Origin of the sequence: Acinetobacter sp. AG3, assembly GCF_022343575.1 — a bacterium.
Classification (GTDB): domain Bacteria; phylum Pseudomonadota; class Gammaproteobacteria; order Pseudomonadales; family Moraxellaceae; genus Acinetobacter; species Acinetobacter guillouiae.
In genome coordinates this window covers 3,399,179-3,414,487 of record NZ_JAKQZD010000001.1, presented here as the reverse complement: position 1 = coordinate 3,414,487, position 15,309 = coordinate 3,399,179, and the positions used below count along the sequence as shown (strand labels likewise).

At 36.6% G+C, this 15,309-nt stretch carries 17 protein-coding genes; 12 read left to right on the top strand and 5 right to left on the bottom strand.

The genetic code is table 11. From position 1 onward, the window contains the following. Positions 1-29 precede the first annotated feature (29 nt). The 4 genes from L3V46_RS15765 to L3V46_RS15750 all read right to left on the bottom strand — a co-directional run bounded on the left by L3V46_RS15765 (position 30) and on the right by L3V46_RS15750 (position 3,814). Positions 30-968, bottom strand: a complete 939-nt coding sequence (locus L3V46_RS15765; RefSeq protein ID WP_002065076.1) for a chromate resistance protein ChrB domain-containing protein — start codon at positions 966-968, stop codon at positions 30-32. A 333-nt stretch (positions 969-1,301) separates the two neighbouring features. Continuing rightward, positions 1,302-2,180: a TIR domain-containing protein gene (locus L3V46_RS15760; RefSeq protein WP_239046218.1), complete on the bottom strand. Its 879-nt coding sequence runs from the start codon at positions 2,178-2,180 to the stop codon at positions 1,302-1,304. A gap of 72 nt (positions 2,181-2,252) precedes the next feature. Beyond that, complete coding sequence (locus L3V46_RS15755) at positions 2,253-2,540, bottom strand: hypothetical protein (RefSeq protein WP_001131666.1); 288 nt, start codon at positions 2,538-2,540, stop codon at positions 2,253-2,255. Positions 2,541-3,199: 659 nt separating this feature from the next. After that, positions 3,200-3,814: a DoxX family protein gene (locus L3V46_RS15750; protein WP_034617837.1), complete on the bottom strand. Its 615-nt coding sequence runs from the start codon at positions 3,812-3,814 to the stop codon at positions 3,200-3,202. A gap of 158 nt (positions 3,815-3,972) precedes the next feature. Between L3V46_RS15750 and L3V46_RS15745 the strand changes: the two genes are divergently transcribed. The 12 genes from L3V46_RS15745 (at position 3,973) to L3V46_RS15690 (ending at position 14,613) form a co-directional block, all read left to right on the top strand. Beyond that, positions 3,973-4,281, top strand: coding sequence for a hypothetical protein (locus tag L3V46_RS15745; protein ID WP_004819727.1), 309 nt, complete (start codon positions 3,973-3,975; stop codon positions 4,279-4,281). A 70-nt stretch (positions 4,282-4,351) separates the two neighbouring features. Continuing rightward, positions 4,352-5,215 (top strand): DUF692 domain-containing protein, encoded by an 864-nt coding sequence (locus tag L3V46_RS15740; RefSeq protein WP_004819728.1) that lies wholly within the window; start codon positions 4,352-4,354, stop codon positions 5,213-5,215. After that, positions 5,166-5,924: a putative DNA-binding domain-containing protein gene (locus tag L3V46_RS15735; protein WP_004819731.1), complete on the top strand. Its 759-nt coding sequence runs from the start codon at positions 5,166-5,168 to the stop codon at positions 5,922-5,924. The genes L3V46_RS15740 and L3V46_RS15735 overlap by 50 nt, the downstream gene beginning before the upstream one ends. Then, complete coding sequence (locus L3V46_RS15730) at positions 5,921-6,541, top strand: RNA polymerase factor sigma-70 (RefSeq protein WP_004819732.1); 621 nt, start codon at positions 5,921-5,923, stop codon at positions 6,539-6,541. Before L3V46_RS15735 ends, L3V46_RS15730 begins: the two co-directional genes overlap by 4 nt. Beyond that, the gene (locus L3V46_RS15725) at positions 6,535-6,720 is read left to right on the top strand and encodes a zf-HC2 domain-containing protein (RefSeq protein WP_004819735.1); all 186 of its coding nucleotides are present in this window, start codon (positions 6,535-6,537) and stop codon (positions 6,718-6,720) included. Before L3V46_RS15730 ends, L3V46_RS15725 begins: the two co-directional genes overlap by 7 nt. Before the next feature lie 397 nt (positions 6,721-7,117). After that, complete coding sequence (locus L3V46_RS15720; RefSeq protein ID WP_228128974.1) at positions 7,118-8,074, top strand: acyl-CoA desaturase; 957 nt, start codon at positions 7,118-7,120, stop codon at positions 8,072-8,074. A gap of 14 nt (positions 8,075-8,088) precedes the next feature. Further along, entirely contained in the window at positions 8,089-9,375 is a 1,287-nt protein-coding gene (locus tag L3V46_RS15715; RefSeq protein ID WP_239046217.1) for an FAD-dependent oxidoreductase, read from the top strand. A 9-nt stretch (positions 9,376-9,384) separates the two neighbouring features. Next, positions 9,385-10,179 (top strand): DUF1365 domain-containing protein, encoded by a 795-nt coding sequence (locus L3V46_RS15710; protein ID WP_004819743.1) that lies wholly within the window; start codon positions 9,385-9,387, stop codon positions 10,177-10,179. Next, on the top strand, positions 10,176-11,372 hold the full coding sequence (locus tag L3V46_RS15705; protein ID WP_239046216.1) for a cyclopropane-fatty-acyl-phospholipid synthase family protein: 1,197 nt from the start codon (positions 10,176-10,178) through the stop codon (positions 11,370-11,372). Before L3V46_RS15710 ends, L3V46_RS15705 begins: the two co-directional genes overlap by 4 nt. A gap of 34 nt (positions 11,373-11,406) precedes the next feature. Beyond that, entirely contained in the window at positions 11,407-12,186 is a 780-nt protein-coding gene (locus L3V46_RS15700; RefSeq protein ID WP_239046215.1) for a DUF1295 domain-containing protein, read from the top strand. 8 nt (positions 12,187-12,194) lie between these two features. After that, the gene (locus L3V46_RS15695; RefSeq protein WP_004819750.1) at positions 12,195-13,244 is read left to right on the top strand and encodes a cyclopropane-fatty-acyl-phospholipid synthase family protein; all 1,050 of its coding nucleotides are present in this window, start codon (positions 12,195-12,197) and stop codon (positions 13,242-13,244) included. A 46-nt stretch (positions 13,245-13,290) separates the two neighbouring features. Then, positions 13,291-14,613 (top strand): HAMP domain-containing sensor histidine kinase, encoded by a 1,323-nt coding sequence (locus tag L3V46_RS15690; protein WP_004819752.1) that lies wholly within the window; start codon positions 13,291-13,293, stop codon positions 14,611-14,613. Here the strand turns inward: L3V46_RS15690 and L3V46_RS15685 are convergent. Continuing rightward, positions 14,606-15,304 (bottom strand): response regulator transcription factor, encoded by a 699-nt coding sequence (locus L3V46_RS15685; protein ID WP_239046214.1) that lies wholly within the window; start codon positions 15,302-15,304, stop codon positions 14,606-14,608. The genes L3V46_RS15690 and L3V46_RS15685 overlap by 8 nt on opposite strands. Positions 15,305-15,309 lie beyond the last annotated feature (5 nt).

Sequence of the window (15,309 nt, the reverse complement as noted above, 5' to 3'; positions counted from 1 at the left end):
TTTTGAAATTTAAAAAGTATTTGATGCGTTTAATCATTCAGTACAGAGCTATTTTTATTAAAGCTAGACAATAGGCCATTAAAGATTGCATTTGATGCGACTAATAATTGGTCATCATCTGTAATGTTTTCATGTATTCCTGCAAAGACGGTTTCTATGCCTGAAGCTTCGGGTGGCTCAATCCCGCCAATATCAAGATAGTGGACAATCTCTGCAATTTTTTTCAAAGCAGGTGTTTCTAAATTAAAACTATGTAAAAGAACTTCGAAGGTAACCCAGTGATTGATATGACTGAAAGCTGCACCATCAAAATCGAATCCTAAAGCTTCTTCTGGACATTCACTTGGTGTTTCTAACCAAATAAATGTAGGAGTTGAATCAATAAAAGTCTTGATTAGCCATGCAGAGGCTAGACGATCAATCCAAGGTCTCTTACGAGTTGCCCATATTTTGTTTTGATAACTATTTTTATCTAGAAGTTGAATATGTGCTTGTATTGCTTGAGGCTCATTCACTTCACCAAGTCGAGCTATTGAAAGCTCTAAAGCAGAAAGTTCATTTAGTACCTGTGCTTGAGTCTCATCGGGGTAATAGTCAATTTCTACGAGTGCATCGATACTTTTTCTTAATTTACGGATTTGCTTGAGCAGCTCTTTCTTTTCATCTTTAGATTGACGATCTCTTAACTCAGAGAGTTGTTTATAGAGGACATCGTATTCTTCTTTTCGACTGAAGAAAGGAGCTAATTCAAGGTTTAAAGGCTGCTCCGCATGGAATACATACGCAGAGCCTTGCTCTGAAATAACGTCACTTGCAATAGGATCAAATTTCTCGCTATGAGAAATGGGAAGTAAATACACACCATCTCTAAGGATTGCGGCTCCACTTGCTTTAAGAGAACGCCATACTCTCATACGTGTAGATGTGTTCTGTGTAGGCAAAGAGGATATGAGTAAAGATATTTTCATGTTGTATACTCAACTTATTTGTTAAATATATAACATTAATTTGGCTTGGATACAAATATGAAGAATCGATTTCTTATATCAAAAGAAATATTAAAGGGCGGAAATGGCTAAAGAAGAATTTTTTAAGTTTTTGATTTTATATAAATTATTTGGTTTTATTGTTTCAATATACATCAATATTTGTGAATTCAGTATTACTCATCACAAAAAAAATTGTTTTAGTTATAATTAAATTATTGATTGTAAAGTGTCTAAATTGTAGGGTGTTCAAAAGTTGACTGAGAATTAGGTTATTTGTAAATCTCAGTCAAAATTTTAATTTTTAGAAGGCGCTTATCGATTTAAGATAACATCAGCTAATTGATGGGCAATTTCCTCAATACTATTTACAGAAGTATTTAAGGCGAGTTTATCGGCTAAATTCGGACTATAATCTAAAACGTCATTTTTAGTAATTTTGTGCCAAATCGGTAAAATCATTTTATGGCCATTCATTTCTCGAGCTACTAAGCCATCAAGTTCATAGTTGGTCCAGTCTTTCTTAATAAAGTCAGTTGAAAGAACAACGGTACCGTATTTAGAGTTTCGGAGACCACTATCAATTTTTTGACGTAAACTGTCCCCAACTTTTAACGTGAATTCATCGTACCAAACGTTTACTCCAAGTTGCTGTAATGTCTCTGCAAGCGGTCTGACAAAATCTTCTTTATCTTCTGAAGCGTGTGAAATAAACAAATCATATTCTGGTTCCGTCTCAGGTATTGTATTGTTGTAAGATGATATTGAAACATCAGTAATATATTGGGTAGAAGCTTTAATAGCATCAATTTCACGTTTCAGCTTCTTTTGATGTTCAATTTCGTCTTTCTGCTGTTTTTTAGTCAGGACCTCTAATTTTTTTCTTTCCAGTATTTCTTCTTTTATAAGGTTCTGCTTTTCTTTCAGCAGCTTATTATCAATATCAATCTTTTTCTTTTGTAAGTCTGAAAGTTTTGATTGTATACGAGCGTTTTCTTGTTCTTTCCTACTAATTTCTGATAACTTTGTTTTTAATGTAGAGGGGCTAGTTGTCTTCCCGATAGAATTTTGAATTTGTAAAATTTTAGAAATTATATCAGCTCCCTTTTTCTGCTCTAAGCTCATTCGATGAGTAATATCTGCTAACTCCTTATTTAACCTTGTTATGGTACTGCTTATAGTTTGTATTGACATGTTGGCTCTATGATAAATATAAAGGGTAAGATTATTATTTGGTTAGGCGAAATACAAGGTTTATGTGTTACATCACTCTGTAAGCGTAGAGCAGTGCTCTGCCCAATCTGCCATTAATTCTTTACGTTTATCTAGATAATCTCCACGCAAGTAAGAAGCTTCAACTTTATCTGGTAGTTTGTGCGCTAATACATGTTCACAGACTTCACGCGCATAATTAGTTTTTTCCGCAGACCAGTCACGAAAAGTAGACCGAAAGCCATGTGTGGTAATTATACGATTCTGTTTTGGATCAATATAGCCTAAGCCATTTTTTAGTTCTTGTTCATGCATACGCTTGATTAGTGTAGTCAATGGCATGTCGGAAAGCATTTCACCACTACGTGGGGCGGGGAATATAAAATCTTCTAATTGAATATATTCTCGAATGAACTCTTAATTGAGGTAAAATTACATGAACTGTCTTAGAATGGGTAGTTTAAGATGATTTGTAATTTACAATCATTAGCTTACTAAGCAAGAATAGTGTCAGGTGAATGAAATATAAACAAATGATTGGTTGAAATTTTATTGTAGTAAAAATAACAGTAAAAAACTAAAATTAAATTATTTTTTGTATGTTTATCAGTGGTTTGGTTGTTTAATTTGACTAACACCGCTTCCGCCAAATATTTAAAAAGACCCTTAAATTGTTAAGGGTCTTTTTTTTGCTTTGATTTTATTTCACGTCTCCTATATAAATTTTGGATTGAATAGAGCGGAATTAGAATGGATTAGATAGATTTAGACTCCAGTTTAATTCTCTGTTTTATAATTAACTTTTTGAATCTAATTCCTGAACTTTTATCACTGAAATTGCTTCTTCTATTTTTATTTTAATATCTCCATATAGCTTGTCTCATTTGGGCTTAATCAAATGGCTTAATATCAGATGGTAAGGCTGCTTTAGTAATGCAAGTTTTGAGATGAGTTAAATTAAAGCAATATTCGATACCTTAATTATTTAGCTATAATTCTTTTTACACTTTTTCTTTTAAAAATAAACGCTTCACACAATAATCTAGACTTAGGTAGCGCCCACCGCCCAACACAATTAATGCTAACAGCATGACTAAGTAGGTTACGGCAAACTCAATACCATTATTTAAGATGACAAATGATCCACTTGAGGTTAACCAATCATAATTTCCACACGTTTCTAAGATTTGACGCGCCTTTTCTAACTTTTCAGTTGAAGCGAGGACTTGAGCACTAGCAAATGGAGCATTGGAATCAGCAATTGCTTGCCATCCATTTGGTAAATGTACTGTAACGATGGCAACAAGCATGGTGATAATGAGTGGAATGCTAATTAAGCGGGTCAAGAAACCAAGGGCTAATAGAATTGCTCCTATAATTTCAACTGAAGTAGCAAGGGTTGCTAACAGCATCGGGAATGGTAAACCTAAGCCCCAATCTGTATTACCAAACCATTCCACTGTTTGTTGAAAATGCACAAGTTTGTTTGTACCTGCCATCCAGAATATAGGGACTAAATAAAGTCTCAGTGTAAGTGCTGCGATACCATCACCATGTTTTATGAGACTACAAAATATTTGGTATTTTTTTGATAAAGCATAAATAAAATTGTTCACGATAATTTCACACCGACTGCGATTGAATAGTAATTAGTCGGGTGATAATTGTGTTTCTTACACAATTTTTAATTTGGACTGTAATAAATGGCAGTTTAAGTCGTCTAACTATATGTACCTGAGTACAACACGGTAAATTATCTTAAAGGAATAGAACAATGAACAAACTCAACTCAATCACATCAGTTGCAGCACTGCTAGCTTTATCTGTAGCTGGTGTAACTCAAGTATCAGCAGCCCCAACAACGCATGCGACAGAAACCCATGCGAAGAAAGCCAGTGATGCAAAATGTGGTGAAGCCAAGTGTGGATCGAACAAAATGACGAAATCACAAAAAGCGGCTGAAGCAAAATGTGGTGCTGATAAAAAAGTAGCAGATGGTAAATGTGGTGCAACGAAGAAAGCAACGGATGCGAAATGTGGTGCTGATAAAAAAGTTGCTGATGGCAAGTGTGGTAGTAAATAGTCAATCAGTTAAAGAATGATGTCGCTATGAATCACATAGACGGCATCATTTCCAAAGTTGGAGTATCACCATGGTTAATTTGGCTGGTGTAGGGCTTGGGCTAAGAAGGGATTTTATTGATGAGTTTCTAAGTGCTAAAAAAGTGCCAGACTTTATTGAAATCGCGCCTGAAAATTGGATAGGTTTTGGTGGTCGGCATGCAAAGTTATTAGCTCGGTGTGTAGAAAAAGCACCTTTAATCTGTCATGGGCTGTCTTTATCCGTTGGTGGGCCACATCCACTCAATTTAGAATTTATTCAAAAAATTAAAGGGTTTTTAGAAGATTATCATATCCCAATTTATTCCGAGCATTTAAGTTATACCCATGATCGTGGCTACTTATACGACTTGATGCCAATTCCAATGACTGAGGCGGCAGTTAAATATGTAGCCGAACGTATTTTACGTGTCCAAGATATTTTAGGTAAAAGGCTGGTGATCGAAAATGTCTCAACCTATTTGATGCCAAATGCTGAAATGAGTGAGGCCGATTTTGTATCTGAAGTGCTTCAGCAGGCGGACTGCGAGTTATTACTCGATGTGAATAACGTCTATGTAAACAGTATAAACCATAGCAGTGATGGGTATGCCTTTATTCGAGCAATGCCAAAAGAACGGATTCGTTATATACATATTGCTGGGCATGAACAAGTTGAACAAAATCTATTGATTGATACGCATGGTACTGAAGTATGCGATTCCGTCTGGCAATTATTACATTATACTTATCAAGTGTGTGGTGTAAAACCAACATTACTTGAGCGTGATTTTAATATTCCGTCATGGCAAGAGTTACAAGATGAAATGACGAGAATTAAAACAATTCAGCAGCAGGAGGGCAGTGATGAAAACAGCACAAATATCTTTCCAAGCTACGCAGCAGCAATTTTGTAATTGGATTCGCTTTCCTCAATCTGAGTTATCAAAAGCTCTTCCTGCGGAACGAATGCAGATTTATCGAGATTTACTTTTTAATAATGTTTGTTCTTTTATTGACTTGGTCTTTCCTATTACTCGTGCAATATTGCCTGCGATACAGTGGCAAAAGTTATTAACAGAGTTTTTTCAAAAAGCGCAATGTGAATCACCGTTTTATAATGATATTTCGCTACAATTTAGAGAGTATCTGACAGATTGTCAGCATCCCAGCTTACATGAATACCCCTGGTTAGCTGAGCTATTACAGTTTGAATGGCTTGAACTCTATCTAGATACATTTCAAATTGAAAAAAAACTCCTTACTCGGCAGAGTGAATGGCAGTTAAATACTCAAGTCTGGGTGCTCGTTTATCAATATCCAGTCTACCAATGGTCATCAAGCACGATCATTGCTGAAGTTGAGCCTATGCCTAGTGTTATATTGGTTTGGCGAAATGATCAAGATAATATCTGCGTAGAAAGCTTATCTGTTTTATTCGCTGCGGTGATTGAACAACTCAATCAACAAGAGTTAGTTGAACAAGATATTAGAAGTTTAATAAAAGCGACGTTTCCTGATTTTTCTAGCGTTCAGATTCAAACCCAGATCGATGAGTTAAAAGTACTATTAATTCGATTGAAATTGTTAGATCTACCCCATACAAATGATGAGGAAAATGGATGAGCGTAGAGCCTGAAAATGCGAATCAAGAAATATTACAACAACTACAAAATCCAGCCTTTGTAATAGAGTTACGACAACAAATGCTGAAGTTCGCAATTCTACAACTGTCATCATTACAGCAGGCTGAAGATGCTGTTCAAGAAGCATTAATGAGCGCATTTCAACATATTGATTCTTTTACTGGCCGAGCAGCTTTTAAAACGTGGGTTTTTGCGATTTTAAAAAACAAGATTTTTGATTTAATTCGGCAAAAATCTCGTTTAATGACGATGAGTGAATTGTTTAATGATGAGGACAGTGAACAAAGTATAGATGCATTATTTGATGCTTCTGGGCATTGGAATAAATATGAAGTACCTCAAGTATGGCCCAGTCCAGAAGAAATATTGGAGCAACAAGATTTTTGGATTATTTTTGATGCCTGTTTGAATCATTTACCAGCCAAATATGCACAAGTTTTCATGCTTAGAGAAATGATTGAACTAAGTTCAGATGAAATTTGTGAAAAGCTAGGACTGACTGTGACTAATTTAAATGTGCTCATGTATAGAAGTCGAACAAGATTGCGTGAATGTTTAGAAAATAAATGGTTATTGAAGGATGATTGCTCATGTTAACCTGTCGTCAAGCCACCCAGTTATTATCTGAAAGATTAGATCGAACACTTCAATTTCGAGAGCAGGGCAATTTACAAATTCATTTATTGCTTTGCCGTTCATGCCGCCGCTATGGAAAACAAGTTAAAACACTAAGTCAGCTCTCTAAAGCATTTAAAAATATTGATGATGGTAAGTAGGTAGCGAGACTCTTTAATATAAAGTTGCTTGCGCTCAAGGTGCTGTGAATAAGGTAAACAAGCCGTTATTTCGAGCTTTCATAAATTTGATTTATTTTTTTATGATCAGCATCAGTTTAAAAATTTGTTTTATTCTTTGAATCTACAGCTAAGTTAATAATTTTATCATATCAAGTTGATTGTTTTTTGTTCATGATGTTTTGTTCGCAGCCTTATAGGGTATCTTATTAAAGTGAATATAAAAGGTCTAAAAACTGATGTTGCTAGCTCCATTCACTTGTCAGTACCATTAAAAAAAATTATTTACTTCACATAAATTTCATTTCGAATTGATTAAACTCTTTCATACAAAATCTGATGATTAGAAAATTAGGATCAGTCTATGTTGAATCGTGTTATGCAATGGATAGACAGTTGGTCCAAACCGGTTCAGGCACAGACCATTTCACCTGATAATAAAAAAATTCAATGGGTGCGTATTATTCCTTTTATCCTTCTGCATCTTGCATGTCTGGCGGTTTTTTACGTAGGGATATCCTGGTTTGCCCTTGCTTTTATGTTGATGTTTTATCTGATTCGGATGTTTTCAATTACTGCATTTTTCCATCGATATTTATCCCACAAGACTTTTAAAACTTATCGAGTCGTTCAATTTATTTTTGTATTGATTGGAACAATGAGTGCCCAGCGTGGGCCTTTGTGGTGGGCAGCGCATCACCGTTATCATCATCGATTTACGGATACAGCACAGGATCCACACTCGTCTACACATGGCTTTTGGTACAGTCATGTAGGGTGGTTTTTAAATGATTATAATTTTGCCACGCGTAAAGAAGTGATTAAAGATTGGCTCAAATATCCTGAACTAGTTTGGTTGGATCGTTTTAGTTTGATCATTGTGCTTCTGACTGCATTAGCAATTTATGCTTTAGGTGAATGGCTCGCGGTCGTGTATCCATCACTTGCAACAACTGGTTTACAGCTGTTGGTTTGGGGATTCGTCGTTTCAACCGTTTTATTAATTCACGCGACGTTATGTATTAACTCTCTGGCACATTTATATGGAAGTCGAGATTTTGAAACAGAAGATCAAAGTCGGAATAACTTATTTTTATCCATTATTACTTTGGGCGAGGGATGGCATAACAACCACCATTTTTATGCGGGGAGCGCACGCCAAGGTTTTTATTGGTGGCAAATTGATATTACCTACTATGTTTTAAAAATTATGTCTTGGGTCGGTTTGGTCTGGGAATTAAAGCCAATTCCTGCACGAGTGTATGAGGTCAGTAAAATTGCTCAATCAGCAAGTAAAGTAAACATATTTATTAAAACAAAGACCAAGAAAAGTTAAACTGGGGAATCTTCATGAAAATTGCGATTATTGGTTCAGGTGTTTCCGGATTGTATGCCGCATGGAAACTTTCAAAACATCATCAGGTAACTGTATTTGAGAAAAATAATTATTTTGGAGGACATACTGATACTCACGACTTGATGATTGATGAGCAAAAACTTGCTATCGATAGCGGTTTTATCGTATTCAATAATTACAATTATCCATTGTTTAGCCAAATGATCACCGAGTTAGGGGTAAAAGTACAAAACAGTGATATGAGTTTTTCAGTCAACAATCTGGTCACTGGGTTACAATATAATCCGTCGAAAAAAATTTCTTTGCTGAGTAGACCACAAAACTTTTTAAATTCTAATTTTAGAGCCATGCTCTCTGATCTTTTTAAATTTTATGCCGCAAATAAAGACGTCATTGTGGATGAGCATGATACGACATTGAGTATTGAAGACTATTTAAATCAAAACGCTTATTCCGATGCTTTTCGCCGAGAGCATTTATATCCAATGTGCGGGGCATTATGGTCATGTCCAATTGATCAAGTGGGAAAAATTCCTTATAAATTCGTTGTGAGCTTTTTTCAACATCATCGCATGTTACAGCTTAGAGATCGTCCACAATGGCAAACCGTCAAAGGTGGTTCTGCACGTTATGTTCAAGCCATCCAGCAGCAGTCAGCAAATATTGAGTTTAAAAAACTGGCGGTAATCGGTGTGTCTCGCTTAGCTGATCAAGTGATTGTGCAAACAGAATGTGATACACAGCAATTTGACTGGGTGGTTTTGGCTAGTCATGCCGATGATAGCCTAAAGTTATTAAATGATCCTACCGCACAAGAGCAAGAGGTGTTGTCTAATTTTACTTATCAAGATAACAAAATGGTGCTACATCGTGATTTGACTATTATGCCAAAGTGTAAATCTCAATGGGCGAGTTGGCATGTGCATGTTACTGCAGATCAAGCTAACTTTGATAGGCGAAGTTCGAAGTCCACGGTTCATTACGCGTTTACTTATTGGATGAACAAACTACAAAATTTATCCTGTCAAACACAAATATTTGCCACGTTAAATCCTAACTTTCAAATTGATCCAAAGCAAATTTTAGTCAAACGTGATTATCGCCATCCTGTATTTAATGCCCAAGCTATAGAAGCGCAACAACGCTGGTCAGATATTAATGGCCAAAATCGAACATCATTTTGCGGTGCTTATTGGGGCTGGGGTTTCCATGAGGATGGGGTACGCAGTGCTGCTCAAGTAGTAGAGCAATTAGAAAAACATATGGCTGATGTGATTTAGGAGTAGGCAATGTTGATGACTAAACTCGCTGTAGCCCCTGTAGTGATACGGCATCGACGCTATTTGCCTAAGTCACATAAATTTGAAGCTCAGTTGAATTATTTATGGTTTGATCCAGATCAAATCCTATCGATTACCCAGCAATCTTATTTATGGTCATCTAGCCGATGGAATCTGCTTAAACTTGATCCAAATGATTTTTTAATCGAAGAACACGGTTCAATTCGGCAAAAAATTCAAAAAATAATATTAAAACAAGCCAATAGTTTAGTGGCTTTAGATACGCAGATTCGAGTTTTAGCGTTACCACGGACTTTAGGTTTTCGTTTTAACTCAGTGGTATTTTATTTTATTTTTGATGCCAATGAAAAGCCGCTGTTTATTCTGAGTGAAATAACCAATACGCCTTGGGATGAACGTAAAGTATATGTGCATGATTGCCGTAACAACGTAGTACAACATTCGCAGTTTAGCAGTTATCAATTCAAGTTTAAAAAATCATTTCATGTCTCGCCTTTTATGCCAATGGACATGAATTACCTGTGGAATTTTAATTTTTCTACTCAGCAAAATGTCATTCATATGCAGCTTTTTCAACAGGATGTACTGCAATTTGACGCGACTATGCGATTTATATTAGTGCCCATCACAGTTTCTTCACAGCAGCATCGATATGCTATTTATAGTGTCTTTGAACCTTTCAAAATGATGGCAGGAATTTATCTGAATGCTTTTCGCTTATGGAAGAAAAAAGTACCATTTTATCGACATCCTAAAAAAGACAAAGGAAAAACAATGCCATGAAAGCACTTATTTCCACTGAACAAGACTCACTGCCTTTGGTTTTACAAAGTTTATTAAAGCTACGTCATGGTCAAATTATATTTCAAGGGGTGTGGAATGGTTTTGTCGGCGACAATATGGAGTTAATTGCGGTTGTTCAGGTCCATGATAAAAAACTGGTGGAATTGATTTTTAAGCATGGCGTATTAGGTGCCGCCGAAGGCTATATTCGAGGTTATTGGAGTACTGATCATTTGGTTGAGATGGTTCAAATTTTGGCACGTAATCGTGATCTTTTGGATACGCTAAATCAAAATATTATTGCTCAGGCGAGTCAATTTTTTTTAAAAGCTTGGTATAAAAAACGCAGGAACTCAATTGACGGCAGCCGTAAAAATATTGCAGATCATTATGACCTGAGCAATGATTTCTTTAAATTATTTCTAGATCCATCAATGATGTATTCCAGTGCTGTGTTTAAAGATGCTGAAATGACTTTGGAACAGGCTTCTGAGTATAAAAAAGAATTGATTTGTCAAAAATTACAACTAAAGCCGATGGATCATTTGGTCGAAATTGGGAGTGGTTGGGGCGGTTTTGCCCTTTATGCTGCACAAAACTATGGTTGTAAAGTGACTACGATTACTATTTCACAAGCGCAATATGATGAAGCAGTAGCCCGGATTCAAGCAGCAGGTTTAGCACCTCGGGTAGAGGTGCAATTAAAAGATTATCGCTTACTGGAAGGTAAATTCGACAAACTTGTTTCCATTGAAATGATTGAAGCTGTAGGTGAGCAATATTTATCAACCTATTTTAAACAATGTCGCAATTTGTTGAAGCCGCAAGGGCTAGGACTGATTCAAGCGATTACCATTGAAGATGCGCGTTATAAAAAAGCCTTAAAAACTGTGGATTATATTAAACGTTATATTTTCCCTGGCAGCTTTATTCCGTGCATCAGTGTATTAACTCAAACTGCATCTGAACAAAAATTGCGTTTAAAACATTTAGAAGATATTGGGCAAAGTTATGCACAAACGCTACATCTTTGGCGGAAAAACTTTTTAGCTGCCCGTGAACAGGTTCTAGCGCTTGGATTTGATGAAAAATTTATTCGGATGTGGGATTTTTATTTGTGCTATTGCGAGGGTGGTTTTAAAGAAGGAGTGATTAGTGATGTGCATATGTTGTTTGAAGCCAACGTTTATTAACTTTTAAGCATCCAAATGCCAAGGAGTGAGCAAAATGTTACTCAAGTTGTTGTTACTTGATGTCGTGATTATGCTGATATGCTGGCTCATCGTGACCTATAACAGTCGTGCTGGTTTAGTCGATGTTGCATGGAGTTTCTGTATTACGCTGAATGTCATCATTGCAGCATTTTTGCTGAATACAGCACCCTTAGCTGTACGTATCTTTATTGGGCTTGCTAGTAGCATTTGGTTCTTACGTCTGACTTGGCATTTATTACGCCGTTACTTGCATGAAATAGAAGAAGACCGTCGTTATGCCAATATGCGTCGTGCAATGGGACAATTTAAACATTTAGGCTTTTTGTGCTTTTTTATGTTTCAAGCAGGACTGGCGCTTTTGTTTTCCTACCCGATGCTGTCCTTACTGAGTTTCCCCGCAATACAGTGGAATGAATGGACGAATTGGGCGCTGATCGTTGCGATAATCATTATGCTACTGGCTTTCATTGGTGAAAGCACTGCTGATCAACAGCTGTATCATTTTAAACAGAACCCAGATCATCGCGGTCAAACCATGGATCAAGGTTTATGGAAGTATTCACGGCATCCGAATTATTTTTTTGAATGTTTACATTGGTTTGCTTACCCCATTTTAGGTTTGGCCGCAGGGCTTTATCTGTTATGGATTTATCCATTACTGATGTGGGCATTTTTATATTACATCACAGGTATTCCGTTTAGCGAACAACAAGCATTACGTCATCGTGGTCAAAATTACCGAGATTATCAACAACGAACGTCAATGTTTATTCCGTGGCAACCTAAAGAGTAGATCACAACATGGATTTTATTATTCAGCAGTCTTTAAAACTGGTCGAAAGTGGATTGGTTCCAGATCAGGCGATACGTGCAGCGATACGGAGCTTAAGTAAAAAGCGCTTAATTCAAGAAGGTCGTTATGATCCTGAACAGGGCAGCAAGCGTTATATGGATGTCCTCCGTATGCTAAAGCGCAGTGAAATTGCGATTGAAACTGATAAAGCCAACCAACAGCATTATGAGCTTCCCACTGAGTTTTTTCAGGCAGTACTGGGTAAACGCTTAAAATATAGTGCGAGTTTATTTAGCGATGCTCAAACGAGTTTGGACGAAGCTGAAGAGTTAGCCTTAGCAGGTTATTGTGAACGGGCACAATTAAAAGATGGTCAACACATTTTAGAAGTTGGTTGTGGTTGGGGATCTTTAAGTTTATGGATGGCAGAGCATTATCCAAATGCAAAGATAACTGTTGTATCGAACTCTTCAACGCAACGTGCCTATATTCAACAACAAGCCAAACAACGACAGTTCAATCATTTGACGGTCATCACTTGCGATGTCAATGTGTTAGAACTTGAAGGTGGCTCATTTGATCGCGTGGTGTCGGTGGAAATGTTTGAGCATGTGCGTAATTATCAAAAGCTATTTGAAAAAATAAATACCTGGCTTAAACCTGATGGATTATTGTGGTGTCATATTTTTTGCCATCGATTTTTGCATTATCCATTTGAAATTAAAAATGAATATGATTGGATGTCGAAATACTTTTTTAGTGGTGGATTGATGCCGTCTGCGTCAACTTTCTTACATTTTCAAGATCACTTGCAATTAGAACAGCATTGGCAGTGGTCAGGTATGCAGTATGAAAGAACGGCCAATGCCTGGCTTGAAAATATGGATCGGAACCAACAACGTTTAAAACCATTATTTGAAAAGACCTATGGCAAAGATGCAGCAGCTTGGTGGCAACGTTGGCGAATCTTCTTTATGGCTTGTGCTGAACTGTTTGGTTTTGAACAAGGCCAAGAATGGGTCATTGGTCACTTTTTGTTTCATAAGAAAGCCGTATAATCTAAATTGAATCTGTTGTTCAGTGGGTCATACAAGGGATATATTTATGCTGAGGCTTTTTAAGAGCAACCGTGCTCATCCCTTGGGTGAAGTCTTTAATCGTTATTACTGGTTGCAAATTGGATTGATCGCTTTGTCGATTGTGATTGGTATTGCATGTAGTGCATGGGTGATTAAAGGAACATTATTGAAAACTGCGCTTGAACAGGAAATGGAGCATTATTGGATGCGTATAGAGCATAATCCAAATGCAGATTTGCCTGACACCAAAAATTTATATGGATATCGCTGGAATAATGTGACCCCCACTAGCTTTCAAAACATACATTTAAAACCAGGAGTTGGCCGTCATTTTGTGGATGGTAAAGAACGTATGACCGTCTATGGAGAGCGTAATGGACAGCATGTTCTTTTGGTTTTTGGTGAAAGTAATGTCAATAAACTGATATGGTTGTTTGGTTTAGCACCGTTAATGCTGAGTTTGTTTGTACTTTATAGTGTGTTGTGGTGGTGGAATCGGCGTGCGCGCCGTTATTTTTCTCCGATCACTCGACTTGCCAATGCTTTAGAAAACATCGATTGGGAACATCAGAACAAAGAAGCATCACCTTTTAAGGACATCAGTACTGATGCAAATATGGAAGCAGAATATTTAAAACAAGCATTAGAGAAATATCATCAGGTTTTGAATGAATTTATTAATCGTGAACGTGAGTTTAGCAGTGATGTCAGTCATGAACTACGGACACCTTTAACAGTTCTAAAAGGTAATGTTCAAATTTGCCAAGCCCGTTATGGTGATAACAAAGCCTTTATTCGTCTGGGTAATACCATTGAAGACATGCAGTTACTGGTTGATACCTTATTGGCAATTGCGCGTAATACCACCAATACGCTCACTCCAGAATATAGATCAATCTTCAATATATTACATGAATTACAAGTTGATTTAGAAAGTGTGGGTCAGGTCAAAGGAATACAGATTAATCTTCAACAAGATCCGAATGAACAGACACGGCTACTGTATCCATCTATGACAAAAATGGTTTTTGGTAATATTTTACGTAATGCCTTAAATTATTCTCAAGGTTCAGAAATTGATATTATTGTGCAAAAAAATAAGGTCCTGATTGCCGATAATGGTATAGGCATCAATTTACCCAATAACGTTAAAGTACGCGAGTTATCTTGCCCTCAATTAAAGTTACAAACCAAAGGGCATGGTATTGGACTACAATTAGTACAGAAATTGTCTAAGCAATTGGGTTGGCGTGTGGAGTTGTTTGATCGTCAATATTATTTAACTATTCACAATGATATTACTTTAATGCCTTCCACGGGATTAGTCGTGGTGGTTTATCTTAACTAAGTGAGTCTAGTTCAAGCGAAATTTTTAAGCCAACACCTGACACTGTATGAATCAATTTCTGATTAAAAGGCTTATCAACCATTTTACGTAAATTATAAATATGGCTGCGCAGTGCATCACTTTCAGGCTCTGTATCACCCCATAATTCTATTACAATTTCTTGTTTAGTAATGACTTTAGGTGAGTTTCTCATCAATAACTTCAAGAGCTTAAATTGAATTGGTGGAAGTTCAATATTTTGACCAGCACGGCTAATAGTTAGTCGTGCACTATCTAAAATTAGGTCGTGAATTTGTAATTGGCTATTAGAAACTTCACCCATTGATCTTTTAATCAAAGCCCGAACTCGCATAACCAATTCGTTAAAGTCGAATGGTTTGACCAAATAATCATCGGTACCTGAAGTAAAACCTTTCATTTTGTCATCTAAGGTATCACGTGCTGTGAGCATTAGTACAGGGATGTCTAAGCCTTGTTCTTTCCTTAACCAATGACAGAGATCGTAACCTGAGCCATCAGGTAAATTAATATCCAATAACAGAATGTGATAAGGATTGTGTTTTAATAAATTTCGAGCTGTGTCTAAATTACGGGCATGATCTATTACAAAACCATGTGTCTCTAAAAACTCACAGAGGGTAGATGCTAATTCGTAATGGTCTTCGACCATAAGGATAAAATGCTTTGTCATTACAA